The sequence below is a fragment of the Dellaglioa sp. CoH-56-MRSF-11 genome (genome assembly GCF_056782135.1).
The window spans coordinates 23,730-50,068 of record NZ_JBXAYE010000002.1; the positions used below are offsets into that span (position 1 = coordinate 23,730).

The 26,339-nt window shown below is 32.3% G+C and carries 24 protein-coding genes and 1 tRNA gene; 21 read left to right on the plus strand and 4 right to left on the minus strand.

What is annotated here, in order from left to right:
• Positions 1 to 77: 77 nt before the first annotated feature.
• Positions 78 to 272, plus strand: a complete 195-nt coding sequence (locus tag AC1RPT_RS02005) for a hypothetical protein (RefSeq protein WP_057973343.1) — start codon at positions 78 to 80, stop codon at positions 270 to 272.
• A gap of 54 nt (positions 273 to 326) precedes the next feature.
• Here the strand turns inward: AC1RPT_RS02005 and AC1RPT_RS02010 are convergent, their stop codons facing one another.
• The gene (locus AC1RPT_RS02010) at positions 327 to 947 is read right to left on the minus strand and encodes a DedA family protein (protein WP_481761170.1); all 621 of its coding nucleotides are present in this window, start codon (positions 945 to 947) and stop codon (positions 327 to 329) included.
• A 156-nt stretch (positions 948 to 1,103) separates the two neighbouring features.
• On the opposite strand from AC1RPT_RS02010, the gene AC1RPT_RS02015 reads away from it, so the two are divergent.
• From AC1RPT_RS02015 to AC1RPT_RS02110, 20 genes are all read left to right on the plus strand, one after another.
• On the plus strand, positions 1,104 to 1,937 hold the full coding sequence (locus tag AC1RPT_RS02015; protein WP_481761171.1) for a LicD family protein: 834 nt from the start codon (positions 1,104 to 1,106) through the stop codon (positions 1,935 to 1,937).
• A gap of 53 nt (positions 1,938 to 1,990) precedes the next feature.
• Positions 1,991 to 2,182 (plus strand): hypothetical protein, encoded by a 192-nt coding sequence (locus AC1RPT_RS02020; RefSeq protein WP_481761172.1) that lies wholly within the window; start codon positions 1,991 to 1,993, stop codon positions 2,180 to 2,182.
• Between the two features lie 16 nt (positions 2,183 to 2,198).
• Positions 2,199 to 3,068 (plus strand): SPFH domain-containing protein, encoded by an 870-nt coding sequence (locus AC1RPT_RS02025; RefSeq protein ID WP_481761173.1) that lies wholly within the window; start codon positions 2,199 to 2,201, stop codon positions 3,066 to 3,068.
• Between the two features lie 56 nt (positions 3,069 to 3,124).
• Positions 3,125 to 3,577, plus strand: coding sequence for a YaiI/YqxD family protein (locus AC1RPT_RS02030; protein WP_409022804.1), 453 nt, complete (start codon positions 3,125 to 3,127; stop codon positions 3,575 to 3,577).
• A gap of 24 nt (positions 3,578 to 3,601) precedes the next feature.
• Positions 3,602 to 4,966 (plus strand): MATE family efflux transporter, encoded by a 1,365-nt coding sequence (locus AC1RPT_RS02035; RefSeq protein WP_481761174.1) that lies wholly within the window; start codon positions 3,602 to 3,604, stop codon positions 4,964 to 4,966.
• A 47-nt stretch (positions 4,967 to 5,013) separates the two neighbouring features.
• Positions 5,014 to 5,084: transfer RNA gene (locus AC1RPT_RS02040), tRNA-Gly, on the plus strand.
• 255 nt (positions 5,085 to 5,339) lie between these two features.
• Positions 5,340 to 6,995 (plus strand): ABC transporter ATP-binding protein, encoded by a 1,656-nt coding sequence (locus AC1RPT_RS02045; RefSeq protein ID WP_481761400.1) that lies wholly within the window; start codon positions 5,340 to 5,342, stop codon positions 6,993 to 6,995.
• Entirely contained in the window at positions 6,995 to 8,764 is a 1,770-nt protein-coding gene (locus AC1RPT_RS02050) for an ABC transporter ATP-binding protein (RefSeq protein ID WP_481761175.1), read from the plus strand. The genes AC1RPT_RS02045 and AC1RPT_RS02050 overlap by 1 nt, the downstream gene beginning before the upstream one ends.
• A gap of 186 nt (positions 8,765 to 8,950) precedes the next feature.
• On the plus strand, positions 8,951 to 9,997 hold the full coding sequence (locus AC1RPT_RS02055) for a MupG family TIM beta-alpha barrel fold protein (protein ID WP_481761176.1): 1,047 nt from the start codon (positions 8,951 to 8,953) through the stop codon (positions 9,995 to 9,997).
• A gap of 3 nt (positions 9,998 to 10,000) precedes the next feature.
• Positions 10,001 to 10,891 carry an N-acetylmuramic acid 6-phosphate etherase gene (gene murQ, locus AC1RPT_RS02060; protein ID WP_481761177.1) on the plus strand — a complete coding sequence of 297 codons (891 nt, stop codon included), beginning with the start codon at positions 10,001 to 10,003 and terminating at the stop codon, positions 10,889 to 10,891.
• 21 nt (positions 10,892 to 10,912) lie between these two features.
• On the plus strand, positions 10,913 to 12,367 hold the full coding sequence (locus AC1RPT_RS02065; protein WP_481761178.1) for a PTS transporter subunit EIIC: 1,455 nt from the start codon (positions 10,913 to 10,915) through the stop codon (positions 12,365 to 12,367).
• 27 nt (positions 12,368 to 12,394) lie between these two features.
• Positions 12,395 to 13,255 carry a MurR/RpiR family transcriptional regulator gene (locus AC1RPT_RS02070; RefSeq protein WP_481761179.1) on the plus strand — a complete coding sequence of 287 codons (861 nt, stop codon included), beginning with the start codon at positions 12,395 to 12,397 and terminating at the stop codon, positions 13,253 to 13,255.
• A gap of 257 nt (positions 13,256 to 13,512) precedes the next feature.
• Entirely contained in the window at positions 13,513 to 15,204 is a 1,692-nt protein-coding gene (gene argS / locus AC1RPT_RS02075; protein WP_481761180.1) for an arginine--tRNA ligase, read from the plus strand.
• Between the two features lie 285 nt (positions 15,205 to 15,489).
• Positions 15,490 to 16,200: a Crp/Fnr family transcriptional regulator gene (locus tag AC1RPT_RS02080; protein ID WP_481761181.1), complete on the plus strand. Its 711-nt coding sequence runs from the start codon at positions 15,490 to 15,492 to the stop codon at positions 16,198 to 16,200.
• Between the two features lie 70 nt (positions 16,201 to 16,270).
• Entirely contained in the window at positions 16,271 to 16,738 is a 468-nt protein-coding gene (locus AC1RPT_RS02085; RefSeq protein WP_409022715.1) for an arginine repressor, read from the plus strand.
• Positions 16,739 to 16,890: 152 nt separating this feature from the next.
• Entirely contained in the window at positions 16,891 to 19,011 is a 2,121-nt protein-coding gene (locus tag AC1RPT_RS02090) for a PBP1A family penicillin-binding protein (RefSeq protein WP_481761182.1), read from the plus strand.
• Between the two features lie 76 nt (positions 19,012 to 19,087).
• Positions 19,088 to 19,432, plus strand: a complete 345-nt coding sequence (locus AC1RPT_RS02095) for a YlbF/YmcA family competence regulator (protein WP_481761183.1) — start codon at positions 19,088 to 19,090, stop codon at positions 19,430 to 19,432.
• 71 nt (positions 19,433 to 19,503) lie between these two features.
• Positions 19,504 to 20,724, plus strand: coding sequence for a metallophosphoesterase family protein (locus AC1RPT_RS02100; protein WP_481761184.1), 1,221 nt, complete (start codon positions 19,504 to 19,506; stop codon positions 20,722 to 20,724).
• Positions 20,711 to 23,401: an ATP-binding protein gene (locus tag AC1RPT_RS02105; RefSeq protein ID WP_481761185.1), complete on the plus strand. Its 2,691-nt coding sequence runs from the start codon at positions 20,711 to 20,713 to the stop codon at positions 23,399 to 23,401. The genes AC1RPT_RS02100 and AC1RPT_RS02105 overlap by 14 nt, the downstream gene beginning before the upstream one ends.
• A 10-nt stretch (positions 23,402 to 23,411) precedes the next feature.
• Positions 23,412 to 24,386 carry a 3'-5' exoribonuclease YhaM family protein gene (locus AC1RPT_RS02110; protein WP_481761186.1) on the plus strand — a complete coding sequence of 325 codons (975 nt, stop codon included), beginning with the start codon at positions 23,412 to 23,414 and terminating at the stop codon, positions 24,384 to 24,386.
• Between the two features lie 86 nt (positions 24,387 to 24,472).
• Here the strand turns inward: AC1RPT_RS02110 and AC1RPT_RS02115 are convergent, their stop codons facing one another.
• From AC1RPT_RS02115 to AC1RPT_RS02125, 3 genes are all read right to left on the minus strand, one after another.
• A complete protein-coding gene (locus tag AC1RPT_RS02115) occupies positions 24,473 to 25,378 on the minus strand; it encodes a peptidylprolyl isomerase (protein WP_481761187.1) in 906 nt (301 codons plus the stop codon).
• Between the two features lie 135 nt (positions 25,379 to 25,513).
• Entirely contained in the window at positions 25,514 to 25,837 is a 324-nt protein-coding gene (locus AC1RPT_RS02120; RefSeq protein ID WP_481761188.1) for a hypothetical protein, read from the minus strand.
• Positions 25,837 to 26,268 (minus strand): HIT family protein, encoded by a 432-nt coding sequence (locus tag AC1RPT_RS02125; RefSeq protein ID WP_481761189.1) that lies wholly within the window; start codon positions 26,266 to 26,268, stop codon positions 25,837 to 25,839. Before AC1RPT_RS02125 ends, AC1RPT_RS02120 begins: the two co-directional genes overlap by 1 nt.
• Positions 26,269 to 26,339 lie beyond the last annotated feature (71 nt).

The following is a 26,339-nucleotide window of genomic DNA, read 5'->3' on the forward strand; positions in this document are numbered from 1 at the left end:
AAAAAAGTGTTAAATTAGACATTATAAATTATTATTACTGACAACAAGTTGTTGTCATCATTCGGAGGCGTAACTTAATGAGTAGGTGTAAACTTGATATTATGAGTGAGTATCAAGCAGCGATGCAAAAACTTGCTGATCTTAGAAGTAACATTGGAAACAGACAACAATCATCAATTCGAGATAGCTTTTTCCAAGAGGAAAAATCGCTTGAAAGAGAATGTTCTGAACTGAATATTCTATTAGAAGCTATCGATGTTGCGGAAGATTAATCCTACTTTTTGAGAAATAAAAGTAGTAAAAAACGATTAAATTCATAATTGAATTTAATCGTTTTTTTTGTTCCTATTTAAATTAATTAGTTTGTAGATTCCGAAGAACGAAACGATTAATAAGATGATACCAACTACTGTAGCAAAAATATCAACTGTTGCTGCAACTTCCGCCCAAGCATTCCCAGCAAATGCCCCAAGATAAATGAGGACAGTATTCCAAATTAATGTTCCAAAAAAGGTTAATGGAATAAAAAAACGTAATTTACATTTCGTAATTCCAGCGGGAATAGAAATTAAACTTCGAACAATGGGAACAAAACGGCCTATGAAAATAGCACGATTTTCATATTTTACAAAAAATTCAGTCGCTTTTTCAATATGGATAGGTTTTAGACCAAGCCAAGAACCATACTTACTGGCGAAAAATTGATTTAAACGTTCTGTACTTAAAAAGCGACCGATCGAATATAAGATTAAAGCCCCGATAGTCGCCCCAATAGTGGCAGAAATAATTAAACCAATTGGTGTAAGAGAACTTGAGAGCGTCATAAAACCTGCAAATGTTAAAATGATTTCAGAAGGAATTGGTGGGAAAATGTTTTCAATGGTGATCAGTAACGCAACACCTAGATAGCCATGTTGGCCGATTAAGTCAATTATGGTTTCTTGCATTTAGGCACCCCTTTTATTTAATAATTAAAGCATATCATGAGCCAAAGAAATAAAGTAATGAAAAAGGATTAGCTTAATAAAAATTAAATAATTTTCGTATTCAGAGTTAAATTTGGTACAATTGAAGAAAGAATAAGACGATTTAAGGTGGTAAAAATGAAAATTGAAGAATTACACAAGGTAGAATTAGATTTAATCCGGGAAGTCGTTGAAATTTGTCAAAAAAATAATATAAAGTATTTTATGATTGGTGGCAGTTTATTAGGTGCGGTCAGACATCAAGGGTTTATTCCATGGGATGATGATGTCGATATTGGAATGGTAAGGGATGACTACGATCGATTCTTACAAATCGCTCCCCAAGAGATTAGCCAGCCTTATTATTTTCTACAAACTGATCAAAGTGATCCAAACTATGCATTTGGATATGCAAAACTACTTGATGAATCTATTCATGTTGAAGAGAAAAGAAATATTAATGACGCTAGAAAAGGTGTTTTTGTAGATATTTTTCCTTTTGATAAAGTCCCAACAGGTGATGTCGAACGATCTATTCAACAATCAAAATATCGATATCTTAACGCGAAAATTCTTTTATTGAGCAATTATCGTTTAATGGATACTGAAATTAACGCAAAGATTAGAAAATTACAACCTGATCAAAGTCGTAAAACCAAAGAGTATAAAGAAAAAAGAGACGAACTAGTAAGAACCTATAATCAAGATGACACCATTTCAGAATATAAAAATTTAGCTTCACAATACTCATATGAAAAAGAATTACTATCAGAAAAGGAATTAGCAGCCGTGATTCAAGTTCCTTTTGAGAACCTTACGGTAACTATTTTAAGGGCATATGATGCAATTTTAAGCCGTTTATATGGTGATTATTTACAATTACCGCCTGAAAGTAAACAGATTGAAAAGCATATTGAAAAAGTGACTATTTTAGATCGAAATGATTTTACTTTTGATAATGAAATTGATTGATTTTATGACGTAAATGAGATACGTTTAAAGATGACAAATGGAGGTGCTTTCATATGGATAGAAAATCAATTATTGACGAGCGGTTGCTTAACCGGGAATTTACAATTGACAGTAAAAATATTCATGGCACGGTCGAGTTTTTTGGTATCTACTATCATTATTTTAGTGATGAAACATTAGTAAGTGGAGATGTTGTTCGAATCATTAAAACACATGTTGAAGGGTTAGACGTTAAAAAAATATAAAGGTGGTTAAATTATTATGTTGGGACTTTTAGTCGTTATTATTATTGTTATATTATTGGTCATGATTTTACCAGCAACTATCCGAATTATTAGACAACCGCATCAAGGTGTTGTTATAACTTTAGGAAAATATGAAACAACATTAGCTCCAGGCTTACATTTTATTAAACCATTTATTTCTTCAGTAATTCGTGTTAGTACGGCACAACAACCTTTAGATCTTGATAAACAAGTTGTGATTACAAAAGATAATGCTGAAATTGAAGTTAAAATTTCATTGAAGTATCACGTTACTGACATCCAAGATTTTGTGTTTAAAAATGAAGACTCTGTTCGTAGTATGATTCAAGATACACGTGCCTCTTTGCGTGGCATCATTGGTAATAAAATGTTAGATGAAGTTTTGAATGGAACGCAAGAAATTAATCGCGGTTTGTTTGGCGAAATTTCTAATGTGACAGCTGGTTATGGATTAAATGTTGATCGAATTAATATTGATACAGTAAAACCTTCAGTTGAAATTCAAGATTCAATGAATAAGTTATTGAAAGCCGCTAGAAATCGTGATGCTACTGTTGCTGAAGCAGAAGGTTACAGTAAATCAGTTGCACTAAAAAATAAAGCTGATAATGATGCATGGGTTAATTCAGCCCAAGCAAAGGCTGAAGCAGTTAAAAAGACGGCCGATGCTGAAGCATACCGAATAGATGCAGTTAATTTATCATTAAATAAAGTTGGTAATGGTTATTTTGTTAGCCAAAATATTGAGGCTTTTAAAGAATTGGCCAAGAGTGACGCAAATACAGTTGTTATGCCAAGTAATGCGATAGATAGCTTAGGTCAAATTCCAGCAATTAATGCATTATTAAAACCAGAAGCTAAATAAAACTTTCAAGAGGTTATTCCTTGGAAGTTTTTTTACTAGGAATGAGAGTGGTTAATTTGAAAATTATTATTGATGGGGATGCGTCTCCTGTGAAAAATGAAGTTATAGCTGAAGCCGAACTACGGAATATCAGTGTGTTGCTAATTACAAGTACGCCACATTTCTCAACTAAAAAGTATCCTGAAAATGTTTCGGTTAGCTATGTTGATCAAGGTCCAGATGCGGCAGATTATAGAATTGTAAAGTTAGCTGAAAAATCAGATGTTGTGATTACACAAGATTACGGACTAGCTTCTCTTTTATTACCAAAAGGTGTGATTGTGATGCATCATAAAGGATTTGAATATACAGATACCAATATCGATAGTATGTTGGATTCAAGATATTTAAGTGCAATGGCAAGGAAATCAGGTCAACGTACGAAGGGTCCAAGCGCCTTTTCAAACCAGGATAGGGCTAACTTTAAAAAAGCATTTATTTTATTATTGAATGAAAAAGGAATTAAATAAATATAAAGAAAAGAAGGGTCTTATTTGCGATCGTTAACATCGGGTAATCCAGCAAAATTAATTTTTATGTTTACTATACCATTATTGGTTGGTAATTTATTTCAACAATTATATAGTATTTCTGATACGTTGATTGTTGGACAAACTTTAGGCGTGGATGCACTAGCTGCAGTTGGTTCGACCGGGAGTATTCAATTTTTGATTATTGGATTTGCACAAGGGTTAACTGCAGGTTTATCTATTATTACGGCACAACGATTTGGGGCAAAAGATTATCGTGGTGTTAGAAAAAGCTTTGCAGTGGGACTTTTGATTAGTCTAATTGCAACGGTAATTTTAACAGCGGTTAGTTTGTTTTTTGTAAAAGATATTTTAACACTTATGAAGACACCACCAGAAATATTTGATGATGCACAAACTTTTATTAGTATCATTTTTGGTGGAATATTTGCTTCAATGGCATTTAATATTTTATCTAATATTATTAGGGCGCTAGGGGATAGTCGCACGCCATTATACTTTTTAATTTTTGCCAGCATTATTAATGTTGGTTTAGAATTATTATTTATTTTGGTATTTCATTGGGGAGTTGCTGGCGCTGGTATTGCAACTATTATTGCGCAATCATGTTCCGTTGTATTCTGTTTAATTTACATTTATCGAAAAATTCCCGTCTTACATATTGGTCGACACCATTTTAGAGAAATCACGATGAAAGATGTTAACCAACACCTTTATGTGGCTCTACCAATGGCCTTTCAAGCTTCAATAATTGCGATTGGTGCAATTATGCTACAGTCAGCTTTAAACGGTTTAGGAACGACAGCAGTTGCCAGTACCACGGCAGCGTCTAAGATTGATCAATTATCAACACAACCAATGATGTCATTTGGAATTGGGATGGCAACTTTTACTGCCCAAAATTATGGCGCAAAAAAATATGGTCGTGTTTTAGATGGTGTAAAAAAGTGTCTATTAATGTCTGGAACATTCAGTATCGTTGCAAGTCTTTTAGTTATTTTATTTGGACAACAATTAGTTACACTGTTTGTTGGAAATAATGCACCAAAAGTTGTTGCATTATCGCAGGTTTATTTTAATATTAATGGGTCATTTTACTTACTTTTGTCAGTACTGTTTGTCATTAGATACACGTTACAGGGACTGGGACAAAGCATCGTACCAACAGTTGCTGGAGTTGTAGAATTACTGATGAGATCATTTGCAGCTATCTTTTTAGCTGGTGCTTTTGGGTATGCAGGAGCTTGTTTTGCAAATCCATTAGCCTGGGGTGGGTCATGTATTGTACTGATTTATTCATATATGAAGGCTGTACAAAATTTGAGACGTTTAGATTTTGAACAAAAGGCTGAAAATAAACATGCTTAATTAGTTATGACAAAAGTACGGAAATATGCTATACTAATCAACGTTCTGCGGGCGTAGTTTAGTGGTAAAATTCCAGCTTCCCAAGCTGATGTCGCGAGTTCGATTCTCGTCGCCCGCTTAAAAATGAATAAGATAATTATATTGAAACCAAGATATTTAATCTTGGTTTTTTTTTGTAAATTTTAACTGACTAAATAGAATATAATTAGTCAAAATGATTGCAATTAAGCGTTATTTTTGCTAAGTTTAGTAACTGATATTAGTTTTTTTGTATAAAAAAACATGGAACTGGACAGAATTGAGGGGGAAAAAAGTGGATATTTTATTAAAACATGCTAAAAAGTATCGGGTAGATATTTTTTGGGCAGTCGTCATGGTGGTTATCATGGCAATTTCAACATTGTGGCAACCTAAATTGTTACAAAAAGTAATTGATGCTATTTTAAAGGACCAGGGTGATAAAATCACGACACTTGGTTTGTACTTGATTGGAGTTGCTGTTATTGGATTGTTGGCAGGTGTTGTGAATACAATTCTATCAGCAAAAGTAGCACAATCAATGAGTGCAGATATTCGTGAAACTGCTTTTAGAAAGATTCAAACATTTTCTTTCAGTAATATTGAACGATTCCAAGCAGGGAATATTGTGGTTCGTTTAACCAATGATATTACCCAAATTCAAACGTTAATTATGACAATTTTACAGACATTAATTCGAGTGCCCATTTTATTTATCGGTGCATTCATTTTAGCTATGAATACAATTGCGGATTTATGGTGGATTATTGTTATTTTAATTGTCTGCGTGTTAGGTATTTCAATGTTAACTTTCGGTCGCATGGGACGCCATTTTGGGTTAATGCAAGGCTTAATTGATCGAGTAAATGAGTTAGCCAAAGAAAACTTGATGGGTGTGCGTGTTGTTAAGTCATTTAATCAAGAAAAAAATGAAGAAAAACGTTTCGATAAGGTTTCAGATGATTTAAATGCACAAAATATCTATGTTGGAACTCTATTTGCTGTTTTAATTCCAGCATTTACATTAATTGGAAATATGGCTGTCGTTGCCGCAATTTATTTTGTAGGTGATTTAGCTAAAGCAGATCCAAGTACAGTTACAGCTATTACTTCGTTTGTTAATTATTTAATGCAAATCATGTTTGCCATTATTATTGGTGGAATGATGATGACGTTTAGTGCTCGTGCAATGGTTTCAATTAAACGACTACGCGAAATTTTAGATGAAGAACCAGATATTTATTACCAAGATGTTCCAGAGGAAGATTTATCGGGATCTGTTAGTTTTGAAGATGTCTCATTCTCATATGAAGGCGATGATAAACCAACACTTAAACATGTTAGTTTTGATGTTAAACCTGGAGAAATGATAGGAATTGTTGGTGCAACTGGTTCAGGTAAATCAACTTTAGCCCAAATGATTCCACGATTATTTGATCCCCAAGAAGGAATGATCAAAGTTGGTGGTGAGAATTTAAAGGATGTTAATGAAAAATCGCTTCGTAAAACAGTAGCATTTGTTTTACAAAAGGCTATCCTATTTTCTGGCACAATCGCAGACAACTTACGTCAAGGTAAAGAAGATGCCAACGAGAAAGATATGGATATGGCCAGTCAAATCGCTCAGGCATCAGAATTTATTAATCGATTACCAGAACGTTATGATGCAGAGGTTGAAGAACGTTCAGCTAACTTCTCAGGTGGTCAAAAACAACGTTTATCAATTACGCGTGGTGTTATTGGTAAACCTAAAATCTTAATTTTAGATGATTCAACATCAGCACTTGATGCTCAATCAGAAAAATTAGTCCAAAAAGCATTAAATAATGAATTGAAAGAGACAACAACATTTGTTATTGCCGAAAAAATCTCATCTGTGATTAATGCGGATCGTATTTTTGTTATGGATGACGGTAAATTAGTTGGCGAGGGGACACATAAAGATCTCGTTGAAAATAGTCAAATTTATCAAGAAATTTATAACACTCAAAAAGGAAAGGAGACTGTCTAATGAAAGATATGAATAGATCGATGGCATTCTTCTTCCACTACTTGAAAAGCTATAAATTAGGTTTTACAGTTATGACTGTTGCAATTATTGCATCGACATACTTCCAGGTAAAAGCACCTGTGTATATGGGAAAAGCAATTACGGCATTGGCAGACTACGTAATTGGTTTAACAAAAGGAGTGAGTGATAAAGGAAATTTTGTTAGCTCATTGTGGATGTTATTCTTATTTTATATTTTTTCAATTGTAGCAATGTTTTTCTCAAATATTATTGTCACGTTCATTACAGGAAACTCGACAAATAGAATGCGAAAAGGGCTATTTGGAAAATTACAAAAAATGACAATTCGATTCTTTGATTCACATAAAGATGGGGATATTTTAAGTCGTTTTACAAGTGATTTGGATAATATTTCGAACGCAATGAATCAAGCCTTAGGACAAATTATGAGTAATATTGCTCTAATGATTGGGATTATCATTATGATGTTTCAACAGAATGTTCAGCTTGCCTGGGTTACGATTGCTTCAACGCCTATCGCGTTACTTCTTGCGGTCATTTTAATTTCTAAAACACGTAAGTATGTTGATATACAACAAAAAGAAGTTGGAAAATTAAATGGCTATATTAATGAAAAAATTAGTGGTCAAAAAATTGTAATTACTAACGGGCTTCAAAAAGAAGCTATTGATGGTTTCTTGCCATATAACGAAAATGTTCGTAAAGCAACGTTTAAAGGACAAGTCTATTCAGGGATGCTTTTCCCAGTTATGAATGGCCTCTCGTTGGTTAATACAGCCATTGTTATCTTCTTTGGTAGCTGGTTAGCACTGAACGGTGATATGGGCCGTACAACGGCTTTAGGACTAGTTGTCGTGTTTGTTCAATACTCACAACAATTTTACCAACCAATATCACAAATTTCTTCATTGTATAGTATGTTCCAACTTGCTATTACAGGTGCTAGTCGACTGAATGAAATGTTTGATGAACCAGATGAGGTCAACTCAACTGATAAGCAAAAATTAACGGGTCTAACAAATGGTGTTAAGTTAAGAAATGTTAATTTTGGTTATAATGCTAATAAAGAAATTTTACATGATGTATCAATTAATGTTGATAAAGGTGAAATGGTAGCTTTAGTCGGACCAACTGGTTCAGGTAAAACAACAATTATGAATTTATTGAATCGATTCTATGATGTTACAGGTGGTTCAGTTGAATTTGATGGCGTAAATGTTAAGGATCTTGAACTTCAAAGTCTTCGTGATCATGTTGGGATAGTTCTTCAAGAAAGTGTATTATTCTCAGGAACAATTCGTGATAATATTGTCTTTGGTAAACCTGAAGCATCAGATGAAGATATGATTTCTGCCGCTAAGCAAGCTAATATTCATGATTTTATTATGAGTCAAGAAAATGGCTATGACACGACAGTATCGGATGAAAACTCTGTGTTTTCAACTGGCCAAAAACAATTAATTAGTATCGCAAGAACAATTTTAACTAATCCTACGTTATTAATTTTGGATGAAGCGACTTCTAATGTTGATACAGTGACAGAAGCTAAAATTCAAAAAGCAATGGATACAGTTATTCAAGGGCGTACTAGTTTTGTAATCGCACATCGCTTGAAAACAATATTAGATGCTGATAAAATTGTTGTTCTGAAGGACGGTAAGGTTATTGAACAAGGTAACCATCAAGAATTATTGGATCAAAAAGGATTCTATTCTGAACTTTATAATAATCAATTTGTATTTGAATAAAACAGTGAAAAAATCTTTCAAGAATACTTTATATAAAGTATTCTTGAAAGATTTTTTATTTTAAATTAAGATATAAAGTAACAAAAAAAACAAAAAATAAATATATTTAATTGTAATTTTATATCATTCAAGGTATGATGTAACCAGTTAATGATAACGCTTTCTTTTATGAATGGAGGAGATATTATGTTGGGTTTTTCAATTTATTTAGGTGATAAGATTGACGATGATACAAAAAAATATATTGAAGTAATGCGTAAATCAGGATTTAAGGGTATTTTTACTTCATTACATATTCCTGAAGAAGATAGAAAAAAAACTATTGATGAATTAAAAACTTTGGGGAATTTATGTCTTGAAAATAACTTGAAATTAATGGTTGATATTTCAGAAAAAAGTTTAAAATTATTGGAATTTGATTTGAAAACTGCTGGAATTACTGGTTTAAGAATTGATTATGGGATTAGTATGGAAAAAATAGCTGAATTATCAAATAATATAGATATTGGATTAAATGCTAGTACGATTTCAGAGCTGGATATTAAGCAACTAGTTGATAATCATGCAAATTTTAAGAATATTGAAGCATGGCATAATTATTATCCTCGACCAGATACGGGATTAGATGACGAATGGTTAAAAAATAAGAATCATTGGTTAAAAAAATCAGGATTTACTACGATGGCGTTTGTGGCAGGAGATAAAATATTTAGAGGGCCAATTGGAAAGGGATTACCAACATTAGAAAAACATCGAAATTACAATGTATTGGCTGCAATGATAGATTTAATTGAGAATAATTATACTGATGACGTTTATATCGGTGATCCGCGAGTTTCACAAAGAACAATTAGTAAGATAGTTAACTATTTTACTAATCAAAGTATAGAAATAGATATTGAAAGTAGTTCGCATGAACTTGATAATATAGCATGGCATAATCGTGCTGACGTGGCTAGGGATGTTGTAAGGTTAGAAGAAAGTCGGATAAGAAATCAATTCACTATTGAACCAATAAATAATGAAGATGCTCGAACGAGAGGTACTATAACGCAAGATAATATGTTATATGGGAGATATACTGGAGAAATACAGATAGTGAAAAATAATTTACCAATTGATAAAAAAGTAAACCAAATTGGTACAGTTAAAAGGACAGACTTGGATTTAATTGACTATATAGGAGCAAAACAAAAAATAATATTTAATAATACAATTATAAAAGAGGGATAAAATATGGATATTACAAAATTAGTAACGGAAACTAGAAATGAACAAACTATGAATTTAGATGAGTTAAAATGTTCTGAAGTTGCAAGAATAATGAATGAAGCCGATATGACAGTTCCTAAAAGCGTAGAAAAAGAGTTATCGCAAATTAATGAAGCAGTTAGTAAAATTATTGAATCATTTAATAGTGGAGGCCGTTTAATTTATATGGGTGCAGGAACTAGTGGTAGATTAGGTGTCTTAGATGCTGCTGAATGTGTACCAACATTTGGAACAAATCCTAGCATGGTGCAAGGATTGATTGCTGGTGGTATGAAAGCAATGACTGTGGCAGTTGAAGGTGCCGAAGATTCAAACGAATTGGGTAAGTTGGATTTGGAAAATATTTGTTTAACAAAATTAGATACAGTAGTTGGAATTGCAGCAAGTGGTAGAACACCATATGTTATTGGGGGTCTTGACTACGCTAAACATCTTGGTGCGAACACAATAAGTCTGGCTTGCAATAAGGAATCAATTATTGGACGGCATGCTGATACGGCTATTGAGATTGAAGTGGGACCAGAGATATTGACTGGGTCTACTCGTTTAAAATCAGGAACGGCACAAAAATTAGTATTAAATATGTTGTCGACAATTTCGATGATTGGAATTGGAAAAATATATAAAAATTTAATGGTCGATGTTAGACCAACGAATGAAAAATTAGTTGAAAGATCAAAGCATATTATTATGGATGCAACTGGAGTAAGTTATGAACAAGCAAAATTAACATTTGAATTAGCTGAACATGATGTCAAACTTGCAATAGTTATGATTCTAACGGATAACGATTTGAATCAAGCTAAAGAAAAATTAAAGAAGGCTCATGGTTTTGTTAGGGAAGCAATCAAATAAAATATTTGGAGGGGTTAAATTATGGCAGACAAAAAAATCGAAAAAATTGCAAATGAAATTTATGATAATGTAGGGGGGCCAGACAATGTTGAAAAATTAATTCATTGTATGACTCGAGTTAGGATGACAATTAGGGATGAAGATAAAGTAGATATTGAAAAATTGAAAAATATCGATGGTGTCATGGGTGTTGTTGAAGATGATACTTTGCAAGTGGTAGTTGGACCTGGTACAGTCAACAAAGTTGCAGATGAAATGGTAAGACAAGTAGGGGTTAAATTAGGCGAACCTTTCCCTTTGAAGAACGTAGTACAATCAACTCAAATGACTGATAAAGAATTGGTTGAGAGCAAAGCTGCTAAAGTAAAAGCAGAACATAAAGCTAAACAAAAGCAAACGCCAATAAAAAAGGTGCTTAAAGCAATTTCAAATATCTTTGTTCCACTAATTCCTGTATTTGTTGGAGCAGGATTGATTGGTGGATTGGCTGCTGTCCTTGGAAATATGATGGTTGCAGGGGATTTAAGTTCGAGCTGGACAGATTTTATTGCAGTTTTAAATGTTATTAAAAATGGTGTTTTCAGTTATTTAGTTATCTATGTAGGGATAAATAGTGCCAGTGAATTTGGTGCCACTCCAGGACTTGGTGGTGTTATCGGCGCTGTCACTTTGCTGAGTGGGGTAACCCCTGAAGCACCTCTCCATAATATCTTTAACGGTCAGGCACTAAGTGCTGGACAGGGTGGAATTATTGGTGTTATTTTTGCAGTGTGGGTATTAGCTATTTTAGAAAAAAGATTGCATAAATGGATTCCGGATTCTTTAGATATTATTATAACACCGACAATATCATTATTTGTTATTGGAATGATGACAATTTTCTTAGTAATGCCAGTTGCTGGGGTTGTTTCGAATTCTTTAGTTACATCAATTAACTGGGTCTTAGAAGTTGGTGGTGCATTTTCTGGTTTTGTTTTAGGGACTTTTTTCTTACCAATGGTAATGTTAGGATTACATCAAATTTTAACACCTATTCATCTTGAAATGATTGCTAAGTCTGGATCAACATTATTATTGCCAATTTTAGCAATGGCAGGAGCTGGACAAGTAGGGGCAGCAATTGCATTATGGGTTCGTTGTCGTAAAAATAAAAAATTAACAAATTTAATTAAAGGCGCTCTACCAGTCGGATTTCTAGGAATTGGGGAACCATTAATTTATGGGGTTATACTACCTTTAGGACGACCAATGATTACTGCTTGTCTTGGTGGCGGAATCGGTGGAGCGGTGATTGGTGGGATTGGTCATATTGGATCTATTGCAATAGGACCTTCTGGGGTAGCATTGATACCTTTAATAAGTAATGGACACTGGATTGGGTATATTCTTGGATTGCTTGCGGCATATGCGGGCGGATTTATTTTAACATTCTTTTTTGGTATTCCAAAAGATGCTATGATTGAGACAGAAGCATAAGACATACCATAAAAAGAGGTAAGAAGTATGGGTAATTATTTGTACACAATACAAGCAAATATGGATAAATACACAAAGGTAGAGCGAAAAATAGCACGGTTTATTTTAGAGCACCCTCAGAAAGTAATAAGAATGAGTACACAGAGTATGGCAGAGGTGGTAGGTGTCAGCACTGCAGCAATAACGCGATTTGGAAAAAGTATTAGTGATACTGGTTTTCCAGGATTAAAATTAGAATTATCAGCAGAAATCCAAGATGATAAATCAATGCTCGAGGAAATTAATCCTAAAGATGATTTAGTGACGACACAACAAAAATTAACCATGCGGATACAACATACGATTGAGGAATCAAATAAAACATTAGATGAGGAAGTCGTTAATGCTGCGAAGGTTATTGCAGAGTCAAAAATAATCTATGCGTATGGAATTGGAGCATCAGAAATTGTAGCTAAAGATTTCCAACAAAAATTTATTCGAGTTGGTAAGTCTGTTATAGAAACACTTGATACACATCTAATTGCCGTTGGATTATCGCAACTAAAAGAAGGAACAACTTTATTCTTGATATCAAATTCAGGGGAAAATACGGATGCAATTAAGTTAGCAAATCTTGCAAATCGACAAAAAATAAAAGTTATCGTTTTAACACATAATAAAAAAAGTACATTGGCCAAATTAGCTAATATTATTTTAGAACATGACGATAGTGAAGAAAATAAAAAATTCAGAAGTGCAGCGACTACTTCTTTAATTGCTCAATTATATGCAGTCGATCTTGTGTATTATTCTTTTGTATCAATTCATTTTGATGATAATGTTACAAGATTGACAGATTCAAGGGATGTCGTAAAGAAATATTTCACCAAAAGCAAACCTAAATTCTAAAAACACTATCTTTTATAATATTAATTTGTTACAATCAAACTATAAATTCGATGATAAAAGCTAGTAAACTAATTAATTTTAAAGCAAGTCTAGGTTGATGGAAGCTAGATAAAAGCGTTAGTTGAATCGTACTTTTTAGAAATAACTGAATATTTTGAGTGGATATTAATCAATTAGAGTGGTACCGCGGGAATTCTCGTCTCTTACATAATTATTTGTAAGGGGCTTTTTTTATACAATTTTAGGAGGAATGGATAATGAATTATAAACAACAAGTTGCACAAGCATTGGTTGCTATCGTTGATGGAAACCTTACTGAAGAAGAAATTATTGCCAAAATTGAAATACCAAAAAGTTCTGATATGGGGGATTATGCATTTCCAGCTTTTGCATTAGCTAAAGCATTTAGAAAAGCACCTCAGATGATTGCTAAAGACTTAGTAGAGAAAATTGATCAAAGTCAATTTGAGTCAGTTGCTGCAGTTGGGCCATATGTTAACTTTTTCTTGAATAAGGCTGCATTTAGTCAAGATATTATTGAACAAGTGCTTTCAAATGGCAGTGAGTATGGCGCATCTGATATTGGTCATGATGGTAACGTACCAATTGATATGTCATCACCCAATATTGCTAAACCTATTTCAATGGGACATTTACGTTCAACTGTGATTGGTAATTCAATTGCAAACATCTTGGCTAAAATTAATTATAATCCAATTAAAATTAATCATTTAGGCGATTGGGGAACTCAATTTGGTAAGTTAATTACTGCTTATAAATTATGGGGTAGTGAAGCAGAAGTTAAAGCTGATCCTATCAATAAATTACTTGAATACTACGTTCGTTTCCATAAAGAAGCAGAAGAAAATCCAGAGTTAGATGTTGCAGCTCGTGCATGGTTTAAAAAGCTCGAGGATGGCGATGAAGAAGCAATCGAACTTTGGACTTGGTTCCGTGCAGAATCATTATCAGCTTTCAATAAAATTTATGATATGCTGGGTGTCCAATTTGATTCATTTAAAGGGGAAGCCTTTTATAATGATAAAATGGGCGAAGTTGTGACAATGTTAAAAGATAAAAATTTGTTAAAAGAAAGCCAAGGCGCAGAAATTGTTGATCTTGAAAAATACGATTTAAACCCTGCCTTGATTCAAAAAACAGATGGGGCAACTTTATATATTACTCGTGATTTAGCTGCTGCTATTTACCGTAAACGGACGTATAATTTTGTACAGTCATTGTATGTTGTCGGAAATGAACAAGCTAACCATTTTAGACAATTAAAGGCTGTGTTAAAGGAAATGGGTAATGATTGGTCAGATGATATGCACCACATTCCATTTGGCTTAATCACACAAGGTGGTAAGAAATTATCGACTCGTTCAGGACGTGTTATTTTACTTGAAGAAGTTTTAGATGATGCTACAAGCCTTGCTAAAAAACAAATTCAAGATAAAAATCCTGACCTACCAAATGCTGAACAAGTTGCTAAAGATGTTGGTGTTGGGGCTGTTATTTTCCATGATTTAAAGAATGAACGTATGAATAATTTTGATTTTGTTTTAGAAGAAGTTGTTCGTTTTGAAGGTGAAACAGGTCCCTATGTCCAATATTCAAATGCTAGAGCACAAAGTATTATTCGTAAAGCGGGTGATGTTTCAATTAGTGAAAGTAACAATGAACTTTCTGATCCTGCTGCATGGGATACAATTAAGTTACTTGGTGACTTCCCTAAAATAATTAAACGTGCAGCTAAAGAATATGAACCATCAGTAATTGCTAAATACGCTATTCATTTATCAAGAGCATTTAATAAATACTATGCAAATTCAAAGATATTAGTTGAAGATGATCAAAAATTAGCTCGTTTAGCACTCGTTCAAAGTGTGAGCGTCGTTTTAACAGAATCATTAAGATTATTAGGCGTAAATGCACCAAAAGAAATGTAATTAATAAAAAAGTTGACTTAATTGTTAACTTTTTTATTTTATCTAAATATTGTTAGATGTACTTTTTAACGATGATTGTGCGTTTGAACACAAAATGGATGTGCGAATACGACCAGTTTATTTTTATCATTTTGGTACTGTTAGATTAATGATTTAGAGCTATCAGTGAATCAAAAAAATAAACCAGGGTCTCCAAAATCCGAAAAAATAAATCGACATTCTATATTTAATCTGATAGTGTTGATAGTTATATATCATAAATATAGGTATTAAGGGAGTAAAGGGATGATTACAGAAAAAGAAAGACAAAGGTATCGATCAGAATTTTCTGACCATGAGTTGTTTGGTTGTTTAAGTGAGGATGAACAAGGAGCTTGTTTTGAACAAATTACATTTAAAAGATTTCTAAAAGGAAATACTATTTTTGATATGAATGATAAACGTGATTTTATTTATGTTGTCTTGGATGGATTAGTTAAAATTGAACGTGGTGATCGAGCTGGTATTTTTCAAAATTATATGTATGTTACATCGAAACAAATATTTCCAATTGGTGGAATGTTACAGAGTGAATATTATACTGTTTCAAGTCGTGCTGCTACACTAGCGACGGTCGCTAAGATTCCTGTTGAACTTATTGAGAATTTAATCAAAACACATTATGAAGTTTCTGCGTACTTATTTGGGCAAATTGATAATATTTTAAATTGTTCAGAAGTGTTAAGGTTAAGAACCGTATGTAGTAATACAACAACCCGGATAACACAAGTGTTACAGTATTTAAGTGAGAATCTAGCCGATAAACATGGTGAGAATAGTCTGCGAATCCCATATGTGATTACACATGAAGATATTGCGACGATTAGTGGAACGCGGCGTGAAACCGTTGGACGAGTTATTCAGAAATTAGTGTTAGATGGTTATATTATTAGAGATTCAGGTATGCTTATATTTGAATCAAAATTCAATAAAATGAATAAAATCGTCCTAAATTAAGCGTATTATTTCAGTATTCATATTTCTTTTGCTATACTAAGAATAAATACTCATTCAAAGAGGGATTCTTATGAAGAAAGAGATACGTCAAGCTAAAATTGAACAGTTAATTAATAAAAAAGTAATTGCAACGCAGGATGATTTGATTTCAGAATTGGAACATGTGAATATTAAGGCGACTCAAGCGACTATTTCTAGAGATATTCGTGAAATGAAAATTGTTAAAGCTCAAGATGAACAAGGTGATTTGAGATACGCAATTTTTAAGTCAGGTAATTTAAGTGAAGAAGTTCATTTATTTGAAATTATTTTTGAAGTCGTTACTAATATTACTAAAATCCAATTTATGAATGTTGTTAAAACGATTCCAAGTAACGGTAATTTACTGGCAGCAATTATCGATGATTTTGGCTTCCCGGATATTGTTGGAACTGTTGCGGGACATGATACAATTATGATTATTAGTTCAGATGAGCAGGCCGCACAACGTGTCTATGATATTTTTACTGAACACGCAAATCCAGATAATTTAATTTAAAATACTGTGAGACTAAGGAGTAGATAACATCTACATTTCTTAGTCTTTTTTTAAATATTTAAAAATATCATAATAAAAAGGCTAATTTACTTTTTATAATATTGCTATGGTAAAATAATAAATGATATTAAGATTAAATATGGGGACAACTAATGAAAAATGAAAATAAAAGAACTAAAAATGAAAATTGGTTTGTAATACATCTAATTCAATTTAAAAATTGGTTTCGACAGGGATGGAAATTTGTGCATGGTTGGAAATGGTTGACTATTTTTATTTTAGCAATTATTTTAGGTTCGAGTGCGTATTTAACTTATGTAGCCAAAACAACAAATGTTAGTGGGTTAAAAGCTGCTTTACAACAATCAACTGAGGTTTTTGATAAAGATGGCGATAAAGCAGGATCGTTATACTCTCAAAAGGGTACTTACGTTTCATTAAATAAGATTTCACCCAATATTCAAAATGCTGTACTGTCATCAGAAGATCGTAATTTTTATCATGAATATGGATTTTCAATCAAAGGGATGGCACGTTCTGTGGTTTCATTGGTTAAAAATCGATTAACTGGAAGTAGTGCAATTAGTGGTGGCGGAAGTACTATAACGCAACAACTTGTTAAAAATGCATTCTTGTCACAGGAGCAAACTTATAGTCGTAAGGCTAAAGAAATATTTATTTCAATTGAAACGGAAAAAGTATATTCAAAAAAAGACATTCTAACGATGTACTTAAATAATGCATATTTTGGTAATGGCGTTTGGGGTGTTCAAGATGCCTCTAAAAAATATTTTGGAAAAAGTGCTTCAGATTTAACTGTTAGTGAGGCTGCAGTTATTGCGGGTATGTTAACATCGCCAGGGGCATATAATCCGATAGATCATCCTGTTGCAGCTAAACAAAGGCGTAATGTTGTTCTGAATGTTATGTATGAAAATAAAAAAATCTCTAGTGCAGAATTATCAAGTGCTAAGCAGACGGGTATTACATTAAATGATACGTACGATTATCAATCAGGTTATAAATATCCTTATTATTTTGATGCCGTTATTAGTGAAGCAATTAAAAATTATGGGTTAACTGAATCAGATATTATGAATCGTGGTTATAAAATTTATACGGCGATGGATCAGACCCATCAAGAAGCTATGCAAACATCATTTGATAACTCTACCTTGTTCCCTTTGGATGCTGATGATGGGACAAAAGCTCAGGGTGGATCAATTGCTATTAATTCAACGAATGGTGGTGTGACAGCAGTTGTTGGTGGACGAGGTAAACACGTTTTTAGGGGATATAATCGAGCGACTCAGATTAACCGCCAACCGGGGTCAACACTAAAACCAATTGCCGTATATATGCCTGCTTTAGAAGATGGCTATTTTTATGATTCTGAATTAAAAGATAAAAAACAATCATATGGATCAAATAATTATTCACCAAATAATTACGACAATCAATATGCAGGTAAAATACCAATGTATAAGGCATTGGCACTTAGTAAAAATGCGCCAGCTGTGTGGTTGTTAAATAAAATTGGTGTTGATAAAGGATACGATGCTGTTAAAAAATTTGGTATACCGGTTAAAAGTTCGGACAAAAACTTAGATTTAGCTTTGGGTGGTTTAACTACTGGTGTCTCACCCTACGAAATGGCTAGTGCATATACTGCGTTTGCTAATGGTGGTATTCAAAAAAAGGCTCATTTTATTACTAAAATTGTTGATGCTTCTGGTAAAACGATTGTTAATAATTCAGACAATAGTGAAACTAAAGTTATGAGTAGTAAGGTAGCTAAATCGATGACAAGTATGATGATGGGTGTCTTTGAAACTGGAGGAACTGGCGAACTTGCTGTCCCAGCTGGATATACAGTTGCTGGTAAAACGGGAAGTACAGAGGCTAAAAAAGGTTCTACAGATGGGACGAAAGATCAGTGGGTTATTGGATATACACCAGACATTACTGTCGCAACATGGGTTGGTTTTGATCAAACTGATGATACTCATTACCTAAGAAATTCAAGTGGGGATATCGTTGATTCCTTATTTAAAAGCGAAATGTCAGGTATATTACCTAATACTGCTCAGACAAGCTTCTCAACGAAATCTGCTACTACTTTAGCAAATAATACCGGTTCAAATGATAGTGGAGATGGTATTTTAGAATCAGTAGAAAAGCAAACAGATGAAATAAAAAATAAATTATCTGATTCTGCTAAAAAAGCCCAAAAATGGCTCAGTGATAGTATTAATGGGATGTTTGGAAATTAGAACAAATCAATGCAAATTATGGATAAAAATGATACACTAATTAAGTTAATATAAATTATTATTGGAGGAATCAGAAATGGTTGTTAATATTTATGATACAGCGAACCAAATGAGTCAAGATCTTAGTCAAACGGAAGAATATAAGGCTTTGAAATCAGCTTATACAAAAATGCAAGAAGATGAAATTGCATATAAATTATTTAAAGAATTTCAAACAATTCAAATGTCTTTGCAACAAAAACAAATGAATGGTGAAGAAATGACAGACGAAGAACTTGAAAATGCTCATAATCTTTCAGAAAAAATCGGTGATTTTGATACAATCAAAGATTTAATGGTTAAAGAACAAGTTTTAAGTGAAATTATGAATGAAGTTAATTCAATTATCACAAAACCAATACAAGATTTATATCATAATTAATTCGAATAAAAATCCTGGAAGCAAAGCAATTATGTTTTGTACCAGGTTTTTTTTTATAAAGGAGTGGGAAGATGAAATTTATTCATGCAGCTGATTTACATTTAGATAGTCCTTTTGGAGGATTAAAAAATGTACCAAGTCAGTTAATGGATTCGATTTATCAGTCAACATTTAAAGCTTTGAGTAATCTCGTAGATACGGCTATTGAAGAATCAGTAGACTTTGTTTGTTTAGTTGGGGATTTATATGATTCATCTGAGATGAGTATTATGGCACAAACAACGTTAATTAGTCAGTGTGAACGACTGCAAAAGGCCGGAATAAATGTTTATTTGAGTTTTGGTAACCATGATTTTTCTGATAATGCTCAAGATCATTTAACTTTTCCATCAAATGTAACTTTATTTACAAGTGAAGTTGAAACAGTGACGCACATTTTAAAAAATGGCGATGAAGTTCGATTAACTGGGTTTAGTTATGCACATAGATGGGAACCATCAAAAATCGTTGATTATCCTGTTCGTGGTGATGAGAAATGGCATATTGGGCTTATCCATGGGGCAAATGAGGGTATAAATTCAATATCAGATGAAAGTTATGCACCATTTACTGTTAAAGAATTATTACAGAAAAATTATGATTATTGGGGATTGGGTCATATTCATGTAAGACAGATTTTGAATGAACAACCCCCAGTTATCTATCCTGGAAATACACAAGGTCGGCACCGTAAAGAATCAGGCGATAAAGGGTTTTATCTAGTGAATAGTGATGGAAATAAGTTGGTTCCCAAATTTATAACGTCATCTACAATTGATTGGGAAACAGTTAATATTTCAATGGCAAAAATTGATTCACTATCAGATGCTATTGATAAGATTGACGCTGAATGCCAACTTTTTTCTAAAGATAAATCATATTTAATAGTGATACAAATCACAGATTTAGATAATTTTAGTGATAGCCTAGTAAATCGCATTCAAAATGGTGATTTATTAACTGCTTGGATTCAAAAACATATGCCAGATAATTACTATTGGATTGTTAAAATTAAAACGGTGATTAATAAAAAGGTAGCTTTTGAATCAATTGATCAACAATACTGGGAAGAAAGCGCAAAACGTGTTTTTACTGATGATGGAATGACTGAACTCGCTGATAAATTATTACAAATTCCGGAACTTAATACGTACTTATTAGAAACGGGACATTTAGTAGAATTACAAGAAAATTCAAAAACATTGCTTCATGAAAATCAAGCGATAGAGGGTCATATAGATGAAAATAACTAAAGTTAAAATTTACGGATTTGGGAAGTGGCATGATAAAACGTTTGATTTTAATCAAACGAATCAGGTTATTTTTGGTCTGAATGAAGCAGGTAAATCGACGTTAACAGCATTCGTATTGAGTATGTTATTTGGATTTGCAAATGCGAAAAAGAAGTACCAACAATATCTGCCTAAAGACTCATCCACATATGGTGGAGAGTTGGAATTATTAATTGGTAACGATGCTTATCGACTAACTCGTACACAAGGTAAATCTGGTGGCAAGGTATCTATTGTTAAAAGTGATGATGGGATGAAAGTAGCTAGTAGTAAGCTGCATGAATGGCTAAATCCAGTCGATGAAAATTTATACAATCAAGTATTTTCATTTAATCAGCAGGCGTTAAACCAAGTATTTAATTTAACGAATGAAGATTTAAATGAGTATCTAACGACGATGGGAGCAGTTGGTAGTCAAGAATGGTTAGAATTAACTAAAAAAATTCAAAAAGATGCCGATCACGTCTATAAGCCAGCAGGTCGTGTAACTGAGTTAAATAAGGAAATTGCGTTATACAATGATTTAGTTAATAAAATAAATATTGCCAAACAGAAATTTCCGGAATATGTTGAGACACAAAAAAAGTTAGATCAAAATAGGGAACAAATTAAAGGGCTACAAACAACACAATATAATCTAACCAAAGATTACCAACGCTACGAACAATTAAAGCAAAATTGGTCAATATATGAACAATCTAATGAGTTGACGGATAAGCTAAAACAAACTGATGAAGATGCTATGATTTCTGTTGATAATTATCAAAAAATACAAAATTTACTAGAGAAACAAAAGATAAATAATGAAAGGTTAAAATCGATTAATCAGAGTGTAGTTGATGAAAAAGAAAATTTAGCAGCATTAAATTTAATAAATTTTTATGAAAACAATAAAGTTGATTTTGATATATTATTTGAACAATTAGCTGATAATCAACAATATTTAGATAAAGTTGTATTAGAACAGACGAGTTTAAACCAACTATTAACAGAACAAGAACGGTTAATGATGCAATATCAAAATATCAACGGAAAAGTTCCAATAGCGTTTGATCCTGATGATTTTAAAAATATTGTCACATTAATTAAATCTGAAGAGAGCAATAAACGAATACTTCAAGAAATTGAACAAAAGCAATTGACGAAAAAACAAGATATTTTAGATTTAAATCAATCAATTGATCAAAAAAATCAAGTACAAAAAAGTAAATGGTCTACACAACAAAGTATCTTAGTAGGGGTAAGTGTTATACTATTTGTACTAAGTATGATCTTACCAATGCCGTTTAAAATAATGGGATTGATACTAGATATTATGATAGTTGTATATACCATAATTGTATTTAAGCAGTCTAATTCTAAGGATAAATCAAGTAGTGATGCTCTGATGCAAATACAAAATAAAAGACAAATGATTACTGCAGAAATTGATGAAAATCAATTGAAGATAGGTGAACTGGACGAACAATTGAGACAAACTGATACTGAATTAACGGATTATCAAATTCAATACGTTTTAGATGATTTTCCAAAGAATCAGTGGTTCTCAATTCAAAATGACTTAAGTCGAATACAGTCTATAACAGATCAAATTAGTCAAAAATCAGCAGAAATTAAAACGTTAACTGACAAGATAAAAAATTATTTGAATCAGACAGATTTTGCTGATAGTTTTCTAGCACTAAATAAAAGTGATATGGCAGATAGTTTAGCTAGAATTAGAGGCTTTAATGATAAATTACAACCTTTAATTGCTGAATCACAATCAATAAAAAATAAAATGGGCTATTTAAATGAACAACAAAAGCATGAAGATAATGTGACTGCTGATATTTCTAATCAAATTAATGAAATATTAACGCAATATCATTTAACGTCAATTGAGCAATTTGAAAAAAATTACGATTTACAAAAGCAATTTGTTCAAGACAAATCTAAATTGGATACAATTAATGAGCAGCTTCCTGTGGAGGTTAGAAAAAATCTTGCTAGATTTGAAACGAAAGAAAGTTTAGATGAACAATTAGATGAGCTTACAGAACAATTGAAACAATTGCAAAATAGTATAATGAACATTAATCAGGAGATTATTGATCAACAGACGTTATTACGGACTTTGAAGGCAGAAGGGAATTATACAGAACTTCGACAAGAGTTGGCTGAAAAAGTTACAATTTTAAGTGAATTAGCTGATAAATGGTTAACTCAAAAGTTAACTATTAATTGGATTAACGAGGCATTAAAAGACTCTTCTGGGGTTAGAATGCCACAAATGTTGCAATTAGCAAATCATTATTTTGAACTATTAACATTAGGCCATTTTACACAAATAAATAATATATCAGGATTATTAACCGTCGTTTCTTCTGATATGGTATCATTTGAAGTGGGAGAATTGTCACAAGGAACAGCAGAGCAGCTATATATCGCACTTAGATTTGCTTTAATCATGACAATTAATAAATCAATCGAATTACCATTAATTATTGATGATGGGTTTGTTAATTTTGATAAAAACAGAAAAAATGCCGTTTTAAAACTAATACGAGAAATAAGTAAAAAAGTTCAAATTATTTATTTAACGGCAGATGATTCAGGATTAACTGGATTTGATAACGATAAAATAATTAAGTTATAGGAGGATGGACATGGCACAAGAGAAAAAAATATTTGAATATAAAGTTGACGAAAACGTAGCATTATTTGTTTTAATTAAGAGTGCAGAAGTTAGAAATACAAAGAATAATAAGCAATTTATTGCATTTAATTTTGAAGATAGTTCAGGCCAAATTAGCGCTAAGCTTTGGGATGCAACGCCAGAGGCAATTGAACAATTTCAAACGGGTAAAGTTGCCTTTATAAAAGGAAAACGTGAAGTTTACCAAAATAATCCACAGATGAAAATCTATCATATTAGATTGACTGAAGAGGGTGAACCTAATGATCCGAGTCAATTTGTCGTTAGTGCACCAATGAAAAAAGATGAGATGGAAGAAGAATTTAATAAAGCTATTTTTGAAATTACAAACCCAAATTGGAATCGAATTGTAAGATATCTCATTGCCGAAAAACATGATGATTTTTTCAGTTATCCCGCTGCAAAGAAAAATCATCACGCATTTTCTGGTGGGTTAGCCTACCATACACTTTCAATGTTGCGATTAGCTAAATCAATTGTTGCCGAATATGGTGATGTGATTAATGCACCATTACTTTACGCAGGTGTGATTTTACATGATTTAGGAAAAACAATCGAATTATCAGGTTCTGTGGCAACAACTTATACATTAGCTGGAAATTTAATTGGGCATATTGTATTAATTGATGAAGAAATTGTTAAAGCAGCAGGTGAATTAAAAATTGATCTTCAGACAGAAGACATGATTTTATTACGTCACGTTGTTCTTGCGCATCATGGGTTACTAGAGTATGGTTCACCAGTGCAACCTCATTTAATTGAAGCAGATGTTTTACATCAAATTGATAATATTGATGCATCAATTCAAATGTTGAAAGGGTCATTGGCTCATACAGAAGAGGGCGAATTTTCTGAACGTATATTTGGTATGGATGGTCGAAATTTCTATAAACCACATGCTGACAGTAATGTAACAAATAATTAAATTGAAAAATATCTCAATGGATAAATTCCATTGAGATATTTTTTTCGAAAAAAAAACACCAGATATAATCTGATGTTTTGATGTATTTATTTTGAAGATGAAGAAGATGATGATAAGTAGCTTGAAAGAACATCTTTCAAGTCATCATCTTTGATTGATACGTTACCTTTTTTAAGAACTTTACCAACAATTTTTTGTAATTTAGTTGAGTCAGCCATAGTTTCAGTAACAATTTGTTCTTTTAAGTCAGAAATGTGATCGGCTTTTTTACCTTTACCAGCATTTTTAACACTCAAGATTACATCATAACCTGCTGTTGTTTTAACAGGTGTAGTTGTATATTTACCTTGTTTTAAATCAAATGCAGCTTTTTTAAATTCTGCTGTTAGTGTTGTATCTGTATTGTTAAATGCAGCTAAAGTACCACCAGTACTTGCAGAAGTTGTATCTGTTGATTTTGATTTAGCTAATGCAGTAAATTTGTCAGTTAACTTTTTAGCAGTCTTTTGTTCATCAAGTTGTTTGATGATTTTTTCTGCATCTGATTTTGAAGCAACTTGAATACGTTGAACTGTAATAGTTGGTTGGTATTCTTCCCATTGCTTATCTACAGCTGTAGAACTTAAATCACTGTAATGTTTAACAGCAGCTTTTAAAAGTAAGTTAGAACGTAATTCTGCTTTAAAACTAGTCTTTGTCATACTGTTTTGTGATAAGACAGATGAGAAACTTGAACCATATTTAGCTTTATAAGTATCGTATTGTTTTGTGACTTCTTTATCAGAAACATCATCACCATATTGTTTTTCCAATACTTTGTTCAAAATCATTTGTTGTAAAATTGATGTACCACTTGAAGTTTTCTTCAAACTATCGTAGTAAGCACTTTCTGTAACCTTACCACCTGAAGTAGTTGCAACTGTTGAGCTCCCACAACCCGCTAATGTAAATGTTAATAGTACGCCGGCTAAAGCAACAAGCCATTTTTTCATAACCTAACACATCCTATTTCTTAAATTTTTTGTCTTCTCAATGAAAGACTAATACGTTTAATATAACATAATTATCATATAATGAAAGTAAATGACCGAAAATTCACAAAAAAATCAAACTTTTAAAAGCCTAATTCATTGATACTTTTCTAATTTTTTATTAATTTTATTGATATTTGGCTCGATCTCATAAGTAAACTTTTCTATACGATTGCTAATGGAATCGACGATGGGTAATGTTTCTTCGATAATCGTATTCAGATGATCTGTAGCATACTGCAATTTTTTTGATGAATTAGTTACGCGATTGATATCATTTTGATAGTCAGAAAAATCTGCTTTTAACTGAACTTTTTTATCTGCAACAAAAGTAATAAGTTCATCTCTATGGTTATAGGCATAGTATGCTGACCCACCAATAATTGATAACAAACTAATTCGTTTAAGTGTTTTTGACATTATTTTTCTCCAATCTTATTCTTGATTGACATCATAATTGATTCAAGTTGCTCGGATGTGTACTTCTTGGAATTATCCTTGAATGACATTTTAAAAGTATCTTTTGTTGAGTATCTAGGAATTAAATGAAAATGTGAGTGAAAAACAGATTGGTAAGCTAGTTCACCGTTATTATTGACGATATTCATCCCTTGAATATCTGGATTGCTTACTTTAATTGCGGAAGCAATCATTGGAATTTTAGAAAAAACTTTACTAGCGAGTGCTTGGTCATATTCAAAAATATTAGCAACATGTTTTTTTGGAATAACAAGTGTATGGCCTGGGGTTGTTTGTGAGATATCAAGAAATGCTTTAATGTCTTCATCTTCGTATACGGTGAAACTAGGAATATCATTGGCAATTATTTTACAAAAAATACAGTCAGTCATATGTTTGCCTTCTTTCAAAGTTAGTTAATACTTTTATTATACATCATGAATGATAATTCACCATAATATGA

Bases quoted from the DNA above. Each gene is read 5' to 3' on its own strand.
- AC1RPT_RS02105 (WP_481761185.1), top strand. From the start codon at position 20,711: ATGAAAATAACTAAAGTTAAAATTTACGGATTTGGGAAGTGGCATGAT.
- AC1RPT_RS02115 (WP_481761187.1), bottom strand. From the start codon at position 25,378: ATGAAAAAATGGCTTGTTGCTTTAGCCGGCGTACTATTAACATTTACA.
- AC1RPT_RS02005 (WP_057973343.1), top strand. From the start codon at position 78: ATGAGTAGGTGTAAACTTGATATTATGAGTGAGTATCAAGCAGCGATG.
- AC1RPT_RS02100 (WP_481761184.1), top strand. From the start codon at position 19,504: ATGAAATTTATTCATGCAGCTGATTTACATTTAGATAGTCCTTTTGGA.
- AC1RPT_RS02045 (WP_481761400.1), top strand. From the start codon at position 5,340: ATGGTGGTTATCATGGCAATTTCAACATTGTGGCAACCTAAATTGTTA.
- AC1RPT_RS02065 (WP_481761178.1), top strand. From the start codon at position 10,913: ATGGCAGACAAAAAAATCGAAAAAATTGCAAATGAAATTTATGATAAT.
- AC1RPT_RS02090 (WP_481761182.1), top strand. From the start codon at position 16,891: ATGAAAAATGAAAATAAAAGAACTAAAAATGAAAATTGGTTTGTAATA.
- AC1RPT_RS02050 (WP_481761175.1), top strand. From the start codon at position 6,995: ATGAAAGATATGAATAGATCGATGGCATTCTTCTTCCACTACTTGAAA.
- AC1RPT_RS02085 (WP_409022715.1), top strand. From the start codon at position 16,271: ATGAAGAAAGAGATACGTCAAGCTAAAATTGAACAGTTAATTAATAAA.
- argS (WP_481761180.1), top strand. From the start codon at position 13,513: ATGAATTATAAACAACAAGTTGCACAAGCATTGGTTGCTATCGTTGAT.
- AC1RPT_RS02125 (WP_481761189.1), bottom strand. From the start codon at position 26,268: ATGACTGACTGTATTTTTTGTAAAATAATTGCCAATGATATTCCTAGT.
- AC1RPT_RS02095 (WP_481761183.1), top strand. From the start codon at position 19,088: ATGGTTGTTAATATTTATGATACAGCGAACCAAATGAGTCAAGATCTT.
- AC1RPT_RS02015 (WP_481761171.1), top strand. From the start codon at position 1,104: ATGAAAATTGAAGAATTACACAAGGTAGAATTAGATTTAATCCGGGAA.
- AC1RPT_RS02080 (WP_481761181.1), top strand. From the start codon at position 15,490: ATGATTACAGAAAAAGAAAGACAAAGGTATCGATCAGAATTTTCTGAC.
- AC1RPT_RS02055 (WP_481761176.1), top strand. From the start codon at position 8,951: ATGTTGGGTTTTTCAATTTATTTAGGTGATAAGATTGACGATGATACA.
- AC1RPT_RS02020 (WP_481761172.1), top strand. From the start codon at position 1,991: ATGGATAGAAAATCAATTATTGACGAGCGGTTGCTTAACCGGGAATTT.
- AC1RPT_RS02070 (WP_481761179.1), top strand. From the start codon at position 12,395: ATGGGTAATTATTTGTACACAATACAAGCAAATATGGATAAATACACA.
- AC1RPT_RS02010 (WP_481761170.1), bottom strand. From the start codon at position 947: ATGCAAGAAACCATAATTGACTTAATCGGCCAACATGGCTATCTAGGT.
- murQ (WP_481761177.1), top strand. From the start codon at position 10,001: ATGGATATTACAAAATTAGTAACGGAAACTAGAAATGAACAAACTATG.
- AC1RPT_RS02120 (WP_481761188.1), bottom strand. From the start codon at position 25,837: ATGTCAAAAACACTTAAACGAATTAGTTTGTTATCAATTATTGGTGGG.
- AC1RPT_RS02110 (WP_481761186.1), top strand. From the start codon at position 23,412: ATGGCACAAGAGAAAAAAATATTTGAATATAAAGTTGACGAAAACGTA.
- AC1RPT_RS02025 (WP_481761173.1), top strand. From the start codon at position 2,199: ATGTTGGGACTTTTAGTCGTTATTATTATTGTTATATTATTGGTCATG.